Here is a 17,244-nt window from a genome sequence, read left to right as displayed (position 1 = left end):
AAATTCGAACGCCATCAAACCCCCACGTATTTCTCTGAAATGTCCGAGGTCAGTTCGTCCATTTTGCCCGACCAGACGGTGCGCCCACGTTCCAGTATGACCGCCCTGTCGGACACAGACGCCAGTTCCTTTATTGACTTGTCGATGAGCAGAATCGCCACGTTGGTCTCTTGCCGTAGACGATGCAACGCCGCCCAGATTTCCTGTCGGACGATTGGCGCAAGACCCTCTGTTGCTTCGTCCAGTATCAACAACCGAGGGTTCGTCATCAAAGCGCGACCAATCGCCAGCATCTGCTGCTCTCCGCCCGACAATGAAACCGCCCGTTGGGTCTGACGCTCGGCCAAACGGGGAAACAGATCCGTCACGCGGCCCAAGGACCAGTATCCCGGGCGCGCGGCGGCGATCAGGTTCTCACGCACGGTCAGATCAGCGAAACAGCGGCGTCCTTCCGGCACCAACCCCACGCCCTGACGGGCGACCTTGTGGCTGGGTAATGCGTGCAGATCCTGCCCGTCCAGCGTCAACGTACCCTCAGACCGGATCATCCGGCAAATGGCCTTTACCGTGGTGGTCTTGCCCATCCCATTGCGCCCCATCAGGGCCGTGACCTGCCCTTCCGACATCTCAAGATCAACGCCGAACAGCGCCTGGCTGACGCCATAGGTCGCGGTGAGGTTTTCTATCCGCAAAAGCGTCATGCCTCATCCCCCAGATACGCGTCGCGCACTTCGCGGCTTGAGCGGATTTCATCCGCTGTACCGGTGGCGATGACCTTGCCATAGACCAAAACGCTAATCCGATCAGCCAAGGCAAAAACTGCATCCATGTCATGCTCGACCAGAAGAATGGGGGCTTCTTGCCGAAGACCATCCAGAAACCCGGTCAGCCGTTTGGACCCCTCGGCGCCCAAACCCGCCATCGGCTCATCCATGACAAAGGCCTTTGGCGACAAGGTCAGCGCCACCGCGACTTCCAACTGCCGCCGCTGGCCGTGGCTGAGATTGGCACAGCGCGTATCGCGGTTTTCTGTCAGACCAACCCGCTCCAAGGCGGCCTCGGCCCGCTCGCGCAGGGCTGAGCGTTTCAAGGCTGGCCGCCAGAACCGCCAGGCCATATGTTCGGCCCCCATTGCGCCCAGCACCGCGTTTTCAAGAACGCTGTCCTCCATGCAAAGCTGCGAAATCTGGAACGTGCGCCCCAGCCCGGCCCGCGCACGCGCTTGGGTGCTGAACCCCGATACGTCCTGACCCCTTAGCATCACGCGTCCCGAGTCGGGCCTCAACCCACCGCAAATCTGCTGGATCAACGTCGACTTACCCGCGCCATTGGGGCCGATAATTGCGTGGATTTCCCCCGGCTTCAGGTCAATGGACACGTCATCCGTGGCTTTGAGCGCCCCAAAGCTTTTGTTCAGGTTCAGCGTGGCAAGAACGGGATCAGACATGTGCGCCCTCTTTCCCGGTCAGCAATCCAGTTAGGCCGCCGCGCCCGAACAGCACGATACACAGCAAGACCAGGCCCAGATAGACGTGCCAAAAGTCGGTCAATTCGCCAAGGAAATGTTCAAGCGCAACAAAGACGCAGGCACCGATAACCGGCCCCATCAGCCGACCCACCCCGCCGATGATGATCAGAACGATCAACTCACCCGACAACTGCCAACTGAACATTGTAGGGGACACAAAGCGGTTCAGGTCCGCAAACAAAGCACCTGCCAGCCCGGTGATCGCGCCTGAAATCACAAAGGCAAGCAGCTTCAGCTGCATCGGGTTCAGGCCCACGGTCTCAACCCGCACCGACGTCTGGCGCGCAGCGTTCAGGGCCAGTCCAAAGGGCGATGCCTGAAGGCGCGCAAACAGAAACAGCACTACGCATAGTAGCGTGAAACAGATGGTATAAAACTGAATCGGTGCCAGTGTGTTCAGGCCGGGGAAATCGTTGCGAACGTAGATCGACAACCCATCCTCCCCTCCATACTGCGCCCAAGAGATCGCGAAATAGAAGAACATCTGCCCGAATGCCAGCGTGATCATGATGAAGTAAACACCAGAGGTTCTCAGAGACAACAACCCAATAAAAACCGCCACTATTGCTGACAGGATCATAGCCACAAGCCAGATCATCGGCATGGACTTCGTGCCGTCCATCGAGAAAAGCCCAAGGTCAAGCGCCGTGTAGGTCTGCGCGTGATAGGCAAGGATGCCCATCGCGTACCCTCCGATCCCGAAAAACACGGCGTGGCCAAAGCTGACCATCCCGCCTATCCCCAGGATGATGTTCAACCCCACCGCGGCCAAGGCAAGGATCACAGCCCGCGTCACCAAGGTGATCGTAAACGGCTGATCCGCAACAACCGCCCAAAGCGGCAGCGCCAGCAGGCCCACGATCATAACGGCGTTGAGATATCTTTCATTTAACCTCATGCGCGTGCTCCGAACAGGCCGGTGGGTCGCCAGATCAGAACCAGCCCCATCAGCACGTAAATGCCCATAGACGCCAGCGCCGAGCCTGATTTCTGCGCGGCCCCCGTCTCCATGAACAGCTTGAAGAGTTCGGGCAGGAACACACCGCCTAGCGTGTCGGTCAATCCGACCAGCAAGGCACCGACAAAGGCACCGCGTACCGAACCGATTCCGCCAATAACGATGACAACAAAGGCAAGGATCAAAACAGGCTCGCCCATGCCCACCTGAACTGACTGGATCGCGCCAACCAAAGCCCCGGCCAGACCCGCCAGCGCGGCGCCCAGCGCGAAAACCAGCGTGTAGAGTTTTGAAATATCGACGCCCAGCGCCGCAATCATCTCGCGATCATTCTCTCCGGCGCGAATCTGAATGCCCAGCCGAGTACGTTCTATCAGTGCCCAAAGACCGACGGCCACGGCCAGCCCGATGCCGATCAGGGTCAGACGATACAGCGGATATTCAATCCCGCCCGGCAGCGTAACTGGCCCGGACAGTGCATCGGGGATGTCCAGAAACAGCGGGAAAGACCCAAAGACCCAACGCGTACCTTCGGAAAAGATCAGGATCAGCGCAAAGGTGGCCAGCACCTGATCCAAGTGCGGCGCGTTGTACAGCCGTCGGATCACCGCCATTTCTACAATCGCGCCAGCCAGCGCCGCAGCCGCCAAAGCCGCAACCAGCGCCAACAGGAAAGACCCGGTTGCCCCGGCCACGGCAGCGGCGGCAAACGCGCCAACCATGTAGAGTGAGCCATGGGCCAGGTTGATCAGACCCATAACGCCAAAAATCAGCGTCAGGCCAGCCGCCATCAAGAACAGCATGACGCCGAATTGCAGCCCGTTGAGGATCTGCTCGATAATCAGGATCGAGGACATGGAAACTCCGGTGGTCTGCCCGCCCCGCGAACGGGGGCAGGCAGCAGGTCAGTTACATTTTGCACTCAGCCGCGTAAGCGTCAGAGTGGTTTTCCAGCGCAACGCCGATGATTTTGTTGGTGAACACGTCACCTTCCTTGATCACTTCGCGCGCATAGATAGTCTGAATCGGGTGGTGGTTCGGACCAAAGCTGAAATCACCGCGGGTGCTGTCGAACTCAGCCGCACGCAGCGCTTCGCGGAAGGCATCGGCATCCGACGGGTCGGCTTTCTCAAGCGCGGACAGCAACAGGTTTGCCGTGTCGAATCCCTGGCTTGCATAGAGCGAAGGCAGGCGTCCGTATTCAGCCTGGAAGCTTTCGACGAAGGCCGCGTTGGTCGGGTTGTCGATATCCTTGTTCCATTGCGAAGTGTTCACCACGCCCAGCGCTGCATCGCCAACCGCTTGTAAGATACCCTGATCAAAGCTGAAGGCCGGGCCGACCACGGGCAATTCGATACCGCTGTCAGCATATTGCTTGAGGAACGAAATCCCCATGCCACCGGGCAGGAAAAAGAAAACGCTGTCCGCATCGCTGGCGCGGATTTGGGCAATCTCGGCGGCATAGTCTGTCTGCCCCAGTTCGGTGTAAACCTCACCAGCCAGATTGCCCTCGAAAAACCGTTTGTATCCCGTCAGCGCGTCCACGCCCGCCGGGTAATTCGGTGCCAGGATAAAGCTGTTCGAGTAGCCCGCGCCGTTGGCATAGGCTCCGGCGGCCTCGTGCAGGTTGTCATTTTGCCAGGCCACGTTGAAATAGTTCTGGTGACAGCCTTGCCCGGCCAAGGGCGACGGGCCCGCATTGGGCGACAGGTAGAACACGTTCTGATTCACCGCCGCCGGCACAACCGCCATCGCAAGGTTGGACCAGATGATACCCGTCATCACGTCGACGCGTTCAGATTGGATCATCTTATCGGACAATTGCACGGCGATGTCCGGCTTGCGCTGGTCATCCTCGATCACGACCTCAATGTCGTCGCGACCCGATTGCGCGATCGCCAGCATGAATCCGTCGCGCACGTCGATACCCAACCCTGCACCACCGCCGGACAGCGTCGTGATCATCCCGACCTTGACCTCAGCCAGCGCACCGGTGGCGCATAGCGCCGAAACCGCAGCGGCTGCTAAAAACTTTTTCATCTTCATCTCCCTTTGTTGGTCTTTTGAACGCACCTTGTGTCGTTGTTCTGCGCGTTCACCTATGCCCCTGTCAGAGTGTTCTTTCTTGTTGTTTTGCTATTCACACCGATCATACCCCCTTCGTCGAGAGGGTTTTCAGCTTGAACCGCTGAATTTTTCCTGTCGCCGTCTTTGGCAAGGACTCACAAAACCGGATAGAGCGCGGATATTTGTACGGCGCAATGACCGATTTCACGTGATTTTGCAGCGCCTCGCGCAGGGCATCATCGGCTGTTACGCCCTGGGCAAGGACAATATGCGCCTGAACGATTTCCCCGCGATCGGGATCTGGTGCACCCACCACTGCACATTCCGCAACGGCCTCATGCGCAAGCAGCGCGGCCTCAACCTCGGGGCCTGCGATATTGTACCCGGCGGACAGGATCATATCGTCGTTTCTGGCCGCGAAATGGAAGTAACCGCCGTCATCCTTGTAGAAACTGTCGCCCGTGATGTTCCACCCATCCAAGACGTATTTTTTCTGCCGCACATCGTCCAGATACCGGCAGCCGGTTGGTCCGCGCACGGCCAACCGGCCAACCTCACCAACCGCTGCCTCTGACCCATCGTGGTTCAAAACCTTCGCCTCGTACCCTTTGACCGGACGCCCGGTACACGCGGGTCGGTGATCGTCAAACCGGTTCGAGATGAAGATATGCAGCATTTCCGTCGCGCCGATCCCGTCGAGCATCGGTTTGCCCGTCCGTGCGATCCATTCGTCGTAGACGGGCTTCGGCAACGTTTCCCCCGCGGACACCGCCGCGCGCAGGCTGGACAGGTCGGCCCCGTCCTCCATCGCCCGTAGCATCACACGATATGCGGTGGGCGCGGTAAAACAAACGGTGGCTTTGTACGTCTCTATGATCTCGATCATACCCGTGGGCGAGGCTTGTTCCAGCAAGGTCGCCGTGGCCCCAAACCGCAGGGGAAACACCGCCAGACCACCCAGCCCAAAGGTGAATGCCAGCGGGGGTGAGCCGACAAATACGTCTTCGGGCTGTACATCCAGAACCTCTTGCGCATAGCCATCAGCGATGATCATCAGGTCACGGTGGAAATGCATCGTGGCCTTTGGGTCCCCCGTCGAACCGGATGTAAACCCTAGCAAGGCCACATCATCGCGTCCGGTTTTGACACAGTCGAATTTTACTGGTTTTTGAAGTGCCAGACGATCCAGCTCAGCATCATGGTTCGATGTCCCGTCAAAGCCCACAACCCGCTTCAAGAACCGACTGTCGCGGGCGCAGATCTCCATTTCTTCCATCAAACGCGTGTCGCAGAGGGCAAGCTGGATCTCTGCCTTGTCGACATGTTTCGTCAACTCGCCAGCGCGGAGCATGGGCATAGTGTTGACGACCACTGCCCCAGCCTTGGTTGCAGCCAGCCAGCAGGCCACCATCGCCGGGTTGTTTGCCGACCGTATCAACACGCGATTGCCGGGCCGCACGCCCAAATCCTCGACCAGCACATGCGCCAGCCGGTTGGTCCAGTCAGTAAGCTCTTTATAGGTCCGCTGGCGTCCATTGCCGATCAGCGCGATGTTGTCGCCAAAACCTTTTTCGACCATCGCGTCCGTCAGCTCGTAGCCTGCGTTCAGGTAATCTGGGTAGTCGAATCCGTCCAACAGAAAGTCCGGCCACTGATCCTCGGGCGGAAGATTGTCTCGGGTGAACGTATCGGTATGCGCGGACGGTCCCAACATTACTTTCCCTCGCTCTGAGCGGCCTTTGTCTGGCGGGCAATCACCACCTTCTGGACGTCCGAGGCACCTTCGTAGATGCGCAACGCCCGGATTTCGCGGTAAAGCGTCTCGACCGGCATGCCCGAACGCACGCCGTCACCGCCAAACAGTTGCACCGCCGTGTCGATGACCTGCTGCGCATGGTCAGTGGCGAACAGCTTTGCCATCGCCGCCTCACGCGTGACACGCGGCGCGCCACTGTCCTTGGCCCATGCAGCGCGATAGATCAGCAAAGCCGCCGCATCGACATCCAACGCCATGTCTGCAACGTGACCCTGCACCATCTGCAAATCGAACAGCGGTGCGCCCTGTACATGACGGGCTCCGACCCTCTGCAGCGCCTCATCCAGCGCGCGGCGCGCAAATCCCAAAGCAGCTGCTGCCACGGTCGAGCGGAACACATCCAACACGGACATTGCGATCCGAAACCCCGCCCCACCTGCCCCGATCATGGATTGCACCGGCACGCGGACATCGGTGAACCGCAGCGTGGCCAGCGGATGCGGCGCGATGGTGCTCAGCCGCTCGACAACTTCAAAGCCCGGCAGATCGGGCGTGACGATGAAGGCGGACAAACCCTTGGCCCCCGGCGCTTCACCGGTGCGGGCGAACAGAGTGTACACATCCGCGATCCCGCCGTTCGAAATCCACGTCTTTTCGCCGTTCAAAACGTAGTCATCCCCATCCCGCGTCGCGGTCATGGTCGAATTTGCAACGTCCGAACCCGATTGCGGCTCGGTCAATGCAAAGGCCGAAATCGCCTGTCCGCTGCGGGTCTTCGGCAACCATGCGGCTTTTTGTTCGGGCGTTCCGAAAAGCGAAATCGCGCCGGTCCCCAACCCTTGCATCGCAAAGGAAAAGTCGGCCAATCCATCATGGCGGGCAAGGATTTCACGCGTCAGGCACAGCGTCCGAACATCCAGCTGACCGCCCTCATCCGCCGTAGGGTGCAGCAGGCCAGCCGCCCCCAAATCTCGCACAAGTCTGCGACAGGCGGCATCCGTGTCCGTGTGGTCGATCTCAAGCCCTTGCGCGACCTGTTCCACCCGCGCGGCCCAGTCCCGGTGACGCGGTTCAAAAAACGGCCATGTCAAAAAGCTGCGATCTGGCATCAATCCCCCATAAAGTCCGGTTTTTCCTTGGCCACGAAGGCGTTGTAGGCGCGTTCAAAATCTCCGGTCTGCATGCAGATGGCCTGCGCCTGCGCTTCGGCTTCGATCGCCTGTTCGATGGACATGGACCATTCCTGCGCAAGCATCGTTTTGGTCATCATATGCGCAAAATTCGGGCCTGCCGCGATCCGGCGGGCCATGTCTTGCGCCGCACCGTCCAACTGATCGGCCTCGACCAGATTGTTGTAGAAGCCCCAGGCAAACCCTTCGTCCGCACTCATGGACCGCCCGGTATAGAGCAGTTCCGCAGCCCGGCCCTGCCCGATGATCCGAGGCAGGATCGCACATGCACCCATGTCGCAGCCCGCAAGGCCAACGCGTGTAAACAGAAAGGCGCATTTGGCCTGTGGGGTGGCGATGCGCAGATCGGACGCCATAGCGATGATCGCCCCCGCGCCAACGCACACTCCGTCAATCGCAGCGATAACCGGCTTACCGCAATTCACCATCGCCTTGACCAGATCGCCTGTCATGCGGGTGAAGGCCAGCAATTGTTTCATGTTCATGCGGGTCAGCGGGCAAATAATGTCATGCACGTCCCCGCCTGAGCTGAAGTTGCCTCCGTTCGACGCAAAAACCACCGCATCAACATCATCCACATAGACCAGATCGCGAAACCAGTCGCGCAGTTCGGCATAGCTGTCGAAGGTCAGCGGGTTTTTCCGATCAGGCCGGTCCAGAGCGATTGTTGCAACCCGGTTCTGAACTTCACACCGAAAATGTTTGACGTCACCGGTCATTGGCTTCCTCTGGCAGATTGAATTCCGTGGTCAGCGTCCGCGCATCTTCGGCCGAAAACTGGCCAAGCATGTCGGCAATCCAGGCCTCATGCGCAGCGGCCTGCCGGGCGAACTCTTCGCGCCCTTTCCGCGTCATGCAGACACGATGGGCCCGTCGGTCGCCGGGCACCGGAACACGCACCAGCAACCCGTCGTCAGCCAACCGATCGACAATACCGGTCACGTTTCCGTTGGAGACGCGCAAAACGCCCGATATCTCACTCATCTTCAGGCCATCTTCATAGCGTGACAAGGCTGCCATGACGTCGAACCGGGGCAAGGTCGTATCGAACTCGGCCCGGAAATTTTCGCGCAGTTTTGCCTCAATCCCACGTGTGGTTTTAAGCAACCGCAACCAAAGGCGCAGCCGCTCTTTCGAGGCATCTTCAAGCGGGGGTTGCGCAAGCGTTGGCGTCATACCTCCCCCCCGGACAGGCTGAGCGTGTGGCCGTTCACCGATTTTGCTGCATCCGAACACAACCACATGACAGCACTTGCGACCTCATCTGTTTCAATGAACCGACGTTGAGGGTTGCCCCGATGAAGCGAGGCAGCGGCGTCCTCTGCGCTCATCCCCGTCTTTTCGACGATGTTCGCAATTGAGCGGTCCAGCATGGGGGTGTCGACATAGCCGGGGCAAACGGCGTTCACGGTAATCCCAGTGGGGGCCAGTTCAACCGCCAGCGCTCGGGTCAGGCCGACCACGGCGTGCTTCGCGGCGCAATATCCCGCGACATAGGCAAAACCTTTCAGCCCTGCGACCGACGCTATGGTGATCAGGCGTCCCGTGCCAGCGGCCTGCATGTCTGATAGCCCGGCCTGCCACACATTGAAAACTCCAACCAAATTCACCTCGGTCATGGCCCGCAGGTCATCTGCGGTCATCTTTGAAAAAGGGGCAGAGTGTGCCGCCCCTGCATTGGCGATGACCGCGGTAACCGGGCCCCGTTCGGCGCGGGCAGACCTGAAAGCTGCTTGCACCTGCGCCGCATCTGTCACGTCACAGACTTCGTAGGGCAGCCCTTGCTGCTGTAGATTGGCTTCGGTCCGCCCTAAAAGAGTGACCGCCGCGCCATCTTCTGCAAAGCGTTTTGCAATCGCGGCCCCTACCCCGGTGCCACCGCCTGATACAACAACGTGGCTCATACCTTACCTTCCATTTCCGCTTCACGATCAGCCAGTCGCCAGGCCTGATCCCGTCCGGCCTCATAGGGCTTGGGCCAGACCTCTTGCCGGTCGCCCAGCGCGGTGGCTGCGTGCAGGGTCCAGTATGGATCGTTCAAATGTGGCCGTGCCAGGCAGACCAGATCGGCACGCCCCGCCATCAGGATTGAATTGACGTGGTCCGCCTCATAGATGTTTCCGACCGCCATGGTCTTGATGCCGCGCTCATTTCGGATGCGGTCCGAGAACGGGGTTTGGAACATCCGCCCGTAAACCGGCTGCGCTTGTACCGAGGTTTGACCGGCAGAGACATCCACGATATCCGCGCCCGCCGCATCGAACATGGTGGCGATCTCAACGGCCTCTTCCGGGGTGATGCCGTTTTCGCCAACCCAGTCGCTGGCTGAGATGCGCACCGCCATCGGCTTTGCCTCGGGCCAAACCGCGCGCATGGCCGTGAAGACTTCCAGCGGATAGCGCGTGCGGTTTTCCAGACTGCCACCGTATTCATCGTCGCGCGTGTTGGACAGCGGCGAAATGAAGGACGAGATCAGATAACCATGAGCCGCATGCAGTTCGATCATGTCGAACCCGGCGCGATCAGCCATGCGCGCGGCTTCAACAAACTGCGCGGTCACACGATCCATATCCGCGCGATCCATCGCTTTGGGCACTGCGTTTTCGTCTGACCACGGAATGGCAGAGGCCGATATCAGCGGCCAGTTTCCATCCTCCAGCGGTTGATCCATACCCTCCCACCCGATGCGGGTCGATCCCTTGCGTCCGGCATGTCCGATTTGGCAGCAGATTTTGGCTTCGGTCTCGGCGTGCACAAAATCGGTCAGTCGACGCCATGCCGTTTCATGCGCGGGCGCATACAACCCCGGACAGCCCGGCGAGATGCGGCCATCCGCACTGACACAGGTCATCTCGGTATAAACCAGCCCTGCCCCACCCTTGGCACGCTCGCCATAGTGGATCAGGTGCCAATCGGTCGGGCAGCCGTCCACCGCTTTGTACTGCGCCATGGGTGAAACCACGATCCGGTTCTTCAACGCCATCTCACGCAATCGAAACGGTGCAAACATCGGCGCGCGGGCGGGCGCGTTGGATTCGGCCCCGGCCTGCTGCATGAACCAGGCTTCTGCCCGGCCCAGCCACTGTGCATCACGCGCGCGCAGGTTTTCATGGCTGATCCGCTGCGACCGTGTCAGCATGGAATAGTTCAGCTGCACTGAATCCAGATCGAGGTATCGTTCCACATCTTCGAACCATTCGACCGAGTTCCGCGCAGCCGATTGCAGGCGGAGAACCTCTAATCGGCGTTCGTCTTCATAGCGGGCAAATGCCGCCTCAAGCGTGTTTTCAGTATGGATATACTCGGCCAGCGCAATCGCGCTTTCCAGCGCCAGCTTCGTGCCCGACCCGATCGAGAAATGCGCTGTGGCGGCCGCATCTCCCAATAAGACGACGTTCTTGAAGCTCCATTTTTCGCACAAGACACGCGGGAACCGCAGCCAGGCTGAACCGCGAATGTGGTTGGCATTGGTCATCAGGGCATGGCCGCCCAGATGATCCTTGAAAATCTCTTCACAGACTGCGATCGACTCCTGCTGGCTCATGTCAGCAAAGCCATAAGCGTCGAAGGTCTCTTGTGTGCATTCGACAATGAAAGTCGCAGTATCCGGGTCGAACTGATAGGCATGCGCCCAGACCCACCCCTTTTTGGTCTTCTCAAAAATAAAGGTGAAGGCGTCATCGAATTTCTGATGCGTTCCCAGCCAGATGAACTGACACAGTCGCTGGTCGATATCCGGCTTGAACACGTCTGCAAACTCGGTACGTGTTTTCGAGTTCAACCCATCCGAAGCGATAACGATATCGTAGTCGTTCATATAGTCCGAGGCTGACACGATCTCGGTTTCAAACCGCATTTCAACACCCAACTCGCGGGCGCGGTCTTGCAGAAGCAGCAAAAGCTGCTTGCGTCCGATCCCGCAAAAGCCATGCCCGCCTGAAACTGTACGCTGGCCATTGTGAACAAGTGCAACGTCATCCCAATATGCAAAGTGGTCGCGGATTTTGGCGGCACTGACGGGATCATTGGCCGCCAAGTTGTCCAGCGTCTCATCCGACAGGACAACGCCCCAGCCAAAGGTGTCATCGGGTCGATTGCGTTCGATCACCTCAACCTCAGCCCCCGGATTTCGAAGCTTCATCGAAATCCCGAAATAAAGGCCCGCAGGTCCACCGCCAAGGCAAGCAATGCGCATCGCCACCTTCCCCTCATCCCTTTGAATACCTGAAACGCTAGACCGAGTCGCCCATCCCTTCAAGTAAAAATATTTTATGCTTAAAGTTTATATGTGTGAATTTGTGCTGTGCTGAATACACCAAAGCCGCGCGTCGTTGGATGGTGATGCATGTTGCAACGACTGGCGATCTTTCGATCGTCACAACCAACAACCCGCTGGTAAACGCGGTCAGTCGGGCAGAAACCTATACCAAAGGCAGGCATGACAGAGCCGCAGCTTATATTGCGCGAATGTCGACATACACACTGGCGGCACTTGATGCGCCCGCCAGTAAACCGCTGATGTAATTGTCGCAAAATGAAAGCCCGCGACGGCGCAGGTGATGGACAATGACGGGCGAGGTGTGTTGGACCCGGACGCGGTTGGCAGACCGGTGATAAGCTTAAATCAGGCAATGCTGTTTCAAGCCCTGCACCTGCTGGGTATAGCAGCGCCCGTTTGAGGCTATGGTAAACCGCTGGAACAAAAAAGGTTACAAACTGGCCACGTTTTATTTCGGCACCAGAGACCACTCAAATCTAAACCATCGCGACATGAATGTTCCGTACCATTGATCGCGAATGCCCCACTGCTTTCGAAGCGGACGCAGAGAGGTTTGGCGCGTCTTCGACCCTATGGCGGACGTTGACCGCAATCAGGCCTGAACCGCCTTCATAAAGCGATCGCGGATGACAACCGGGTCCATTGTAATCGGCGGCATCTTGGCATTGCCGCTTTCACATTTGCTGACGATGATGGTCATCTGCCTGGCATCCAGCGCCTCTTGCAGAACACGGCCGGTCTGCTTGGCCTGGCATTCGATGACCCGGTCGCAGCCTGCAGCTTCAGCCATTTTCGCCAGCGAGGTTTTCCGCCCTGCATAGGTCGGCTGATCCCCGGTAGACCCGTAAGACCCGTTATCGATGATCAGCAAGATGTAGTTGTCGGCCACATTGTTGGCGATGGTCGGCAGCGTGCCAAGATTGGTCAAAACCGAGCCATCGCCATCAATCACGATCACCGGTTTGGGCTGCGAAAGCGCCAGCCCAAGGCCAATGGACGAGGCCAGCCCCATCGTACCCAGCATATAGAAATTGCTCGGTTGGTCGTCGATGGCATGAAGTTCCTGACTTGGGATGCCGATATTGCAGACAACCAGTTGGTCGCGCAGGATCGGGGCAATTTCCTTTAGAATTTCGGAACGTATCATTAGTCGCCATAGCCTCCCCAGAAATTGGCGTCGGTCAGAATAGCGACCGGTTTGTTACACATGAAGGTGTATTTCAGGATCGCGTCCAACTCGGCCACATCTGCCTGATGGTGGAAGTGATAAGTCGGGATGTTCATCTGCGCCAGCAGAGCCTTGGTATGCACGGCCATTTCCACCTGACAGGCGATGGGTTCGCGCAGTTCCCCCCGGTATGAGATCAGCATGGGTAGCGGCATCCGATAATACTGGATCAGCGTCGCCAGAGTGTTGATCGTCACGCCAATAGCGGTGTTCTGCATGATAATCGCAGGGCGTTTGCCACCCATCCACGCACCGGCGCACAGGCCCATCCCTTCATCCTCTTTGTTGGCCGGGATGTGATAGATGCCGTCGCGCTTGTCGATTTCATCGATCACCCCGGCCAATTGCTTGCACGGCACGGTGGTAACAAATGAGATATCGTTTGCGATGAGATCATCAGCGATCTTTTCATCAATGTTCATTTAGGGTCTGTCAGTCCTGTTTGGGGCGCGGTCGGCGCGATTGAAAGGTTAGATGCTGCGATGCACATGCACGGCACATCCGGCATGGCGGACAACCCGGGACGCGGTAGAGCCGAGGAAGTAATCGCTGAGGCCGGGCTTGTGCGAGCCGATGACGATGCAGTCGAAATCCCTGCCATTGGCATAATCGATTATGGTCCGGGCGGTGTGTCCCTTGACAATATCGGACATAACACCTTCGACATCGTCGATTTTCTCCCGCAACATGATGCTGGCCGCGCGAAACCCACGCGCGACCAATTCCTTGTCCAGATAAGCGCTGACCGAACCCTGTGGCATCTCATAAACATGCAAGGCAACGATCTCGCCGCCGTCCGCTGAAAGGGCGCGGGCCACCTCAAGCGTGTGGTGTGAAATGCCGTGATCCAGCGCCATTGGAACAAGAACTTTATTATACATGACCCCCTCCGTTTTGCCGGGCCTAAACCCACGGCACGAGGATGGTTTCAGGGCAACAACGACTCCATGCGCAGATCGCTGTGCGTCAAGCCCTTTGCCCAAAGCCGATCCCACGGTTCAGTCAAGCGCACCTTGTCGACCGCAAAAATGCGTTTCGGGTGTGCCGGAGATCCTCGGCCGTATCTTTATAGGTGCCGGTAAACGTGATGTCTTGCAAGGCCATGCAAGGATATCCGCCAGTAAGCATCTTCACCCAGCCCGCCACGCTGCGCGTAAATCAATATCTGGCCCGCTTCGCTGCCCATCCACTTTCACCTGCCTGTCCGGCAGACCGCTGGATCAAGAGCGTATCGGCAAGGCCGAACTGGGTTTGGTCGCCATCCTGCGGGACAGGGACCCCAGCAACTAGGCTGGATGTTGCACAGCGGCTGCGGCATCAACTATGCCTTTTTGAGTTCCGGATATTTTTTTGGTTCCGAAAAATCGTTCATGTCGTCTCGATACCAGCTGGGTTCGTTGATGGCACCGACCTGACCGTGGACGGCGAACACAGGGGTGTCGAAGGTTTGGATTGCATGCGCTTCGTTGCTTCTGAATATCATGAAGTCACCCTGAATTTTCCGAATAGGACTTGCTCCGTTGCTCCCGTGGAACAAGACATCCCCTGACAGGACGACGTAGAACTCTTCCGCGGGATGGGCGTGCGGCGGATAGTAGGAATTGGGACCAAGCAAAAACAGACCAAGTATAAGGTCTTGGCTTTTCAGAACGCCGTTCGGACCAACACCTTCCCCGTTTGCAAATTCCGACAGGAACGGGCGGCTCCAGTTATTCTCGACATAGAATTCGGCCCACCTAACATAGCCAAACGCCGAAAGGGCCGCTTGCTGCAACGGGGCCAAAGACGTGGGAGCACTGGCCCCGAAAACCTTTGGCGCGTGACGCAAGGCCCGAACCTCTGCCAAGTCAGGCAGTTCCACAGGCCCGGCAGCAGTATCAAGACTGTCTAACGCGGAGGACATGATGCGCGTCAGCTCTTTTTTATCCTCTGAAAGGTCATCCCCGATATTTAGAATGAGATGCTCGGACGTTCGGCGAGCCAATCTTTGCAACGCGCCGATAGCAGTATGTTTGATGTTCATTGATACTTGGGCTTCTACTCTTCGTGTTTTCCTGCCCTGAAATCGCCCGAAAGGTCAACTAAGCCATTAACACCACGGCAGAAAATACGGAGTTTTCGCTTTGACGGAAGGGGGATGTCAATCTCAACACAGTCTGTTGATCACCCCGGAGCGGATCATCCGTCCCTTTGAATGAACCGGCTGGGCGATTTCAGCTTGTTGCAGGAACACTCTGATCTGGCCGCTGCATCATTCAGGGCACCTACACTTTGCCAAGCGCGGCACGATGCAAAAACCTCTATCGCGCCAAGAAATTCGCACCGTTTTTCAGCAGCGCGGCGGCCTGGGATACGGTTTTATCAACAATCTGCTCGGCACTTTCGATTGCATCTATCAAATCCAGCGCCTCACCGGCAATCAGAACCCGGGTCGCATAGTCTTGTGGATCGGATGCCTCATACACTTCGCGCTGCGCATCGGCGTTTTCTTGTAACGCTTCGATATTGTTATGCCATTTCCTAGCGAATTTGTTCGCAACCACGCGGCCGCTAAAGTGCCACGGCCAGTCCAGCCCTCGGACCACGTCGAACACTTTTGATCTGATTGTGTCATCGCCCTTGGAGTCCACTAACTGTCGCTTTGCCGCGTCCGGTCCCACTGCTTCGTTGCTGGCCCAAAAGCGCGTTCCCATCATGACGCCGTCCGCACCCAGCATAAGGGCGGCAGCAAGACCCCTTCCATCCGCGATTCCACCCGCCGCAACAATAACCTGATCTGGACCCGCCAAGTCTCTGACCGCTGGCAACAATGCAGTCAGCCCGCGGTCCATGCCGTGGCCGCCGCCTTCTTGGCCTTGAACGACAACTATGTCTACACCTGCCTTGATGGCCATTTCAGCTTGCTCAAGTCGCTGAATTTGCCACAGGGTTTTCACCCCCGCAGCACGCGCCTTTTGCACCGCTTCGGTGCCATCACCGAAGGACAGCATCAGTACCTTGGGACCCAGTTCCAAGGTTTTGTCCAGCAATCCCGGCTGTTTCAGCATGCTCCAAGTGATGAACCCGACACCAACAGCCTGGTTTCCGGCCTCCTCAAATTCCTTGGTGATCCAGTCAAGGTCGCCATACCCCCCGCCGATCAGGCCCAAACCACCCGCAGATGTAACGGCACCCGCCAGCTTACCACCAGAGACGAGGTCCATGGGCGCCAGCAGGATGGGGTGTTCAATGCCGAGCATCTCGGTCAGGCGCGTATGAAGTATCTGTTCCACGTTTTTCTGTTCCCAAGCCGTTGTTTCCCACAATGTAGCATTTTTCCTCTTCCTGAAAAAATGATTGAATAAGGAATTTTTCATCAATAATTTTAGAACATGGATTTTGCTTTGCTTCGAACGTTCCTCGCCGTAGTTGAAAAAGGCGGCTTTGCGGCTGCTGCTCTGAAACTTGGAACCGTGCAATCCAATGTGACGCACCGGATTGTCCGTTTGGAAGAGGAGTTCGGGCAAAAGCTGTTCACGCGCGGTCGGGGCGGTGCCCAACTGACGCCGTTTGGTGAAATTGCTCATTCCAAATTGGATCGGCTGTCAAAGGAAATCAGATACGTCGAAAGTAATCTGAAGGATATTGCAAACGGGTCTGGGCACTTGCGATTGGGGGCGATGGAGACCACGGCCTCAGCTCGGCTTCCTGCGTTGCTGAAGACCCTGCGCGAGGTTTGCCCGGATGCACAGCTGTCTTTGACAACCGGCCCAACGGCCCAGCTTACTCAGGCTGTTTGGAAACGTGAGCTTGACGCAGCATTCATTGCGGGCCCCGCGGATGAAAACAGGTTCAAAGCGATACCGGCCTTTGAAGAAGAACTCGTGGTCGTTTCAGCCAAGAACCTGAAAGACGATGCTCCGGTTCTGGTGTTTGGCTTTGGATGCCATTACAGGGCGACGACCGAAACGTGGTTGAGATCTATCGGAAGATCGGACTCCGACCTTCTGGAAATGGGGACGTTCGACGGGATCATGGGGTGCGTGGCGGCTGAAATGGGACGTGCGGTTGCACCCAGAAACGCCGTCGCGAAGACACTGGTCGGTCAGAACCTTGATATCACCCCCCTGCCCGAGCCATTCGGTACTTCTCCGACTTCGCTGATCATGCGCCACGATTACGCGCCGGTACGCGCAGCAGTTGCATTGCAGAAACTTCTTACCCGTGATCAATAGCGGCAGGCGGCCCAAACCATTGCG

19 protein-coding genes are annotated in these 17,244 nt (G+C 57.8%); 3 read left to right on the top strand and 16 right to left on the bottom strand.

Annotated elements, in window-relative coordinates:
• Positions 1 to 14 precede the first annotated feature (14 nt).
• From AVO44_RS18955 to AVO44_RS18905, 11 genes are all read right to left on the bottom strand, one after another.
• Positions 15 to 701 (bottom strand): ABC transporter ATP-binding protein, encoded by a 687-nt coding sequence (locus AVO44_RS18955; protein ID WP_068340599.1) that lies wholly within the window; start codon positions 699 to 701, stop codon positions 15 to 17.
• Positions 698 to 1,447, bottom strand: a complete 750-nt coding sequence (locus tag AVO44_RS18950; protein ID WP_068340596.1) for an ABC transporter ATP-binding protein — start codon at positions 1,445 to 1,447, stop codon at positions 698 to 700. The genes AVO44_RS18955 and AVO44_RS18950 overlap by 4 nt, the downstream gene beginning before the upstream one ends.
• Complete coding sequence (locus AVO44_RS18945) at positions 1,440 to 2,426, bottom strand: branched-chain amino acid ABC transporter permease (RefSeq protein WP_068340593.1); 987 nt, start codon at positions 2,424 to 2,426, stop codon at positions 1,440 to 1,442. Before AVO44_RS18945 ends, AVO44_RS18950 begins: the two co-directional genes overlap by 8 nt.
• Positions 2,423 to 3,343 (bottom strand): branched-chain amino acid ABC transporter permease, encoded by a 921-nt coding sequence (locus AVO44_RS18940; protein WP_068340590.1) that lies wholly within the window; start codon positions 3,341 to 3,343, stop codon positions 2,423 to 2,425. The genes AVO44_RS18945 and AVO44_RS18940 overlap by 4 nt, the downstream gene beginning before the upstream one ends.
• A 52-nt stretch (positions 3,344 to 3,395) precedes the next feature.
• Positions 3,396 to 4,526: an ABC transporter substrate-binding protein gene (locus AVO44_RS18935; protein ID WP_233422034.1), complete on the bottom strand. Its 1,131-nt coding sequence runs from the start codon at positions 4,524 to 4,526 to the stop codon at positions 3,396 to 3,398.
• 109 nt (positions 4,527 to 4,635) lie between these two features.
• Positions 4,636 to 6,267 (bottom strand): AMP-binding protein, encoded by a 1,632-nt coding sequence (locus AVO44_RS18930; RefSeq protein ID WP_068340585.1) that lies wholly within the window; start codon positions 6,265 to 6,267, stop codon positions 4,636 to 4,638.
• Positions 6,267 to 7,418, bottom strand: a complete 1,152-nt coding sequence (locus AVO44_RS18925) for an acyl-CoA dehydrogenase family protein (RefSeq protein WP_068340582.1) — start codon at positions 7,416 to 7,418, stop codon at positions 6,267 to 6,269. The genes AVO44_RS18930 and AVO44_RS18925 overlap by 1 nt, the downstream gene beginning before the upstream one ends.
• Positions 7,418 to 8,218, bottom strand: a complete 801-nt coding sequence (locus tag AVO44_RS18920; RefSeq protein ID WP_068340580.1) for an enoyl-CoA hydratase family protein — start codon at positions 8,216 to 8,218, stop codon at positions 7,418 to 7,420. The genes AVO44_RS18925 and AVO44_RS18920 overlap by 1 nt, the downstream gene beginning before the upstream one ends.
• The gene (locus AVO44_RS18915; RefSeq protein WP_068340578.1) at positions 8,208 to 8,675 is read right to left on the bottom strand and encodes a MarR family winged helix-turn-helix transcriptional regulator; all 468 of its coding nucleotides are present in this window, start codon (positions 8,673 to 8,675) and stop codon (positions 8,208 to 8,210) included. The genes AVO44_RS18920 and AVO44_RS18915 overlap by 11 nt, the downstream gene beginning before the upstream one ends.
• A complete protein-coding gene (locus AVO44_RS18910) occupies positions 8,672 to 9,403 on the bottom strand; it encodes an SDR family NAD(P)-dependent oxidoreductase (RefSeq protein ID WP_068340576.1) in 732 nt (243 codons plus the stop codon). The genes AVO44_RS18915 and AVO44_RS18910 overlap by 4 nt, the downstream gene beginning before the upstream one ends.
• Complete coding sequence (locus AVO44_RS18905; RefSeq protein WP_068340574.1) at positions 9,400 to 11,694, bottom strand: bifunctional salicylyl-CoA 5-hydroxylase/oxidoreductase; 2,295 nt, start codon at positions 11,692 to 11,694, stop codon at positions 9,400 to 9,402. The genes AVO44_RS18910 and AVO44_RS18905 overlap by 4 nt, the downstream gene beginning before the upstream one ends.
• 146 nt (positions 11,695 to 11,840) lie before the next feature.
• On the opposite strand from AVO44_RS18905, the gene AVO44_RS18900 reads away from it, so the two are divergent.
• Positions 11,841 to 12,023: a hypothetical protein gene (locus AVO44_RS18900; RefSeq protein ID WP_169794884.1), complete on the top strand. Its 183-nt coding sequence runs from the start codon at positions 11,841 to 11,843 to the stop codon at positions 12,021 to 12,023.
• Between the two features lie 347 nt (positions 12,024 to 12,370).
• Here AVO44_RS18900 and comE read toward each other — a convergent pair whose 3' ends face one another.
• The 3 genes from comE to AVO44_RS18885 are packed head-to-tail and all read right to left on the bottom strand — an operon-like array spanning position 12,371 to position 13,887.
• On the bottom strand, positions 12,371 to 12,925 hold the full coding sequence (comE, locus tag AVO44_RS18895) for a sulfopyruvate decarboxylase subunit beta (RefSeq protein WP_068340569.1): 555 nt from the start codon (positions 12,923 to 12,925) through the stop codon (positions 12,371 to 12,373).
• Positions 12,925 to 13,428, bottom strand: a complete 504-nt coding sequence (comD, locus tag AVO44_RS18890; RefSeq protein WP_068340566.1) for a sulfopyruvate decarboxylase subunit alpha — start codon at positions 13,426 to 13,428, stop codon at positions 12,925 to 12,927. Before comD ends, comE begins: the two co-directional genes overlap by 1 nt.
• A gap of 48 nt (positions 13,429 to 13,476) precedes the next feature.
• Positions 13,477 to 13,887 carry a universal stress protein gene (locus tag AVO44_RS18885; protein WP_068340563.1) on the bottom strand — a complete coding sequence of 137 codons (411 nt, stop codon included), beginning with the start codon at positions 13,885 to 13,887 and terminating at the stop codon, positions 13,477 to 13,479.
• Between the two features lie 160 nt (positions 13,888 to 14,047).
• Here AVO44_RS18885 and AVO44_RS21375 point away from each other — a divergent pair, with 160 nt between their 5' ends.
• Complete coding sequence (locus AVO44_RS21375; RefSeq protein WP_169794883.1) at positions 14,048 to 14,296, top strand: hypothetical protein; 249 nt, start codon at positions 14,048 to 14,050, stop codon at positions 14,294 to 14,296.
• A 31-nt stretch (positions 14,297 to 14,327) separates the two neighbouring features.
• Here AVO44_RS21375 and AVO44_RS18880 read toward each other — a convergent pair whose 3' ends face one another.
• The gene (locus tag AVO44_RS18880; RefSeq protein ID WP_068340558.1) at positions 14,328 to 15,029 is read right to left on the bottom strand and encodes a dimethylsulfonioproprionate lyase family protein; all 702 of its coding nucleotides are present in this window, start codon (positions 15,027 to 15,029) and stop codon (positions 14,328 to 14,330) included.
• A gap of 277 nt (positions 15,030 to 15,306) precedes the next feature.
• Positions 15,307 to 16,278, bottom strand: coding sequence for an NAD(P)H-dependent flavin oxidoreductase (locus AVO44_RS18875; protein ID WP_233422033.1), 972 nt, complete (start codon positions 16,276 to 16,278; stop codon positions 15,307 to 15,309).
• A gap of 99 nt (positions 16,279 to 16,377) precedes the next feature.
• Here AVO44_RS18875 and AVO44_RS18870 point away from each other — a divergent pair, with 99 nt between their 5' ends.
• Positions 16,378 to 17,220 (top strand): LysR family transcriptional regulator, encoded by an 843-nt coding sequence (locus tag AVO44_RS18870; protein WP_068340556.1) that lies wholly within the window; start codon positions 16,378 to 16,380, stop codon positions 17,218 to 17,220.
• The last annotated feature ends 24 nt before the right edge of the window (positions 17,221 to 17,244 follow it).

This window comes from Ruegeria profundi (assembly GCF_001507545.1).
Taxonomy (GTDB): Bacteria; Pseudomonadota; Alphaproteobacteria; order Rhodobacterales; family Rhodobacteraceae; genus Ruegeria; species Ruegeria profundi.
Note: the sequence above shows the minus strand (reverse complement) of the source record. Positions and strands in the feature narration are given on the sequence as shown.

Coding starts and splice junctions, on each gene's coding strand:
- AVO44_RS18905 (WP_068340574.1), bottom strand. CDS start 11,694: ATGCGCATTGCTTGCCTTGGCGGTGGACCTGCGGGCCTTTATTTCGGG.
- AVO44_RS18900 (WP_169794884.1), top strand. CDS start 11,841: ATGCATGTTGCAACGACTGGCGATCTTTCGATCGTCACAACCAACAAC.
- AVO44_RS18910 (WP_068340576.1), bottom strand. CDS start 9,403: ATGAGCCACGTTGTTGTATCAGGCGGTGGCACCGGGGTAGGGGCCGCG.
- AVO44_RS18930 (WP_068340585.1), bottom strand. CDS start 6,267: ATGTTGGGACCGTCCGCGCATACCGATACGTTCACCCGAGACAATCTT.
- AVO44_RS18950 (WP_068340596.1), bottom strand. CDS start 1,447: ATGTCTGATCCCGTTCTTGCCACGCTGAACCTGAACAAAAGCTTTGGG.
- AVO44_RS18925 (WP_068340582.1), bottom strand. CDS start 7,418: ATGCCAGATCGCAGCTTTTTGACATGGCCGTTTTTTGAACCGCGTCAC.
- AVO44_RS18885 (WP_068340563.1), bottom strand. CDS start 13,887: ATGTATAATAAAGTTCTTGTTCCAATGGCGCTGGATCACGGCATTTCA.
- comE (WP_068340569.1), bottom strand. CDS start 12,925: ATGATACGTTCCGAAATTCTAAAGGAAATTGCCCCGATCCTGCGCGAC.
- AVO44_RS18935 (WP_233422034.1), bottom strand. CDS start 4,526: ATGAAAAAGTTTTTAGCAGCCGCTGCGGTTTCGGCGCTATGCGCCACC.
- AVO44_RS18920 (WP_068340580.1), bottom strand. CDS start 8,218: ATGACCGGTGACGTCAAACATTTTCGGTGTGAAGTTCAGAACCGGGTT.
- AVO44_RS18870 (WP_068340556.1), top strand. CDS start 16,378: ATGGATTTTGCTTTGCTTCGAACGTTCCTCGCCGTAGTTGAAAAAGGC.
- AVO44_RS18945 (WP_068340593.1), bottom strand. CDS start 2,426: ATGAGGTTAAATGAAAGATATCTCAACGCCGTTATGATCGTGGGCCTG.
- AVO44_RS18880 (WP_068340558.1), bottom strand. CDS start 15,029: ATGAACATCAAACATACTGCTATCGGCGCGTTGCAAAGATTGGCTCGC.
- comD (WP_068340566.1), bottom strand. CDS start 13,428: ATGAACATTGATGAAAAGATCGCTGATGATCTCATCGCAAACGATATC.
- AVO44_RS18955 (WP_068340599.1), bottom strand. CDS start 701: ATGACGCTTTTGCGGATAGAAAACCTCACCGCGACCTATGGCGTCAGC.
- AVO44_RS18915 (WP_068340578.1), bottom strand. CDS start 8,675: ATGACGCCAACGCTTGCGCAACCCCCGCTTGAAGATGCCTCGAAAGAG.
- AVO44_RS18940 (WP_068340590.1), bottom strand. CDS start 3,343: ATGTCCTCGATCCTGATTATCGAGCAGATCCTCAACGGGCTGCAATTC.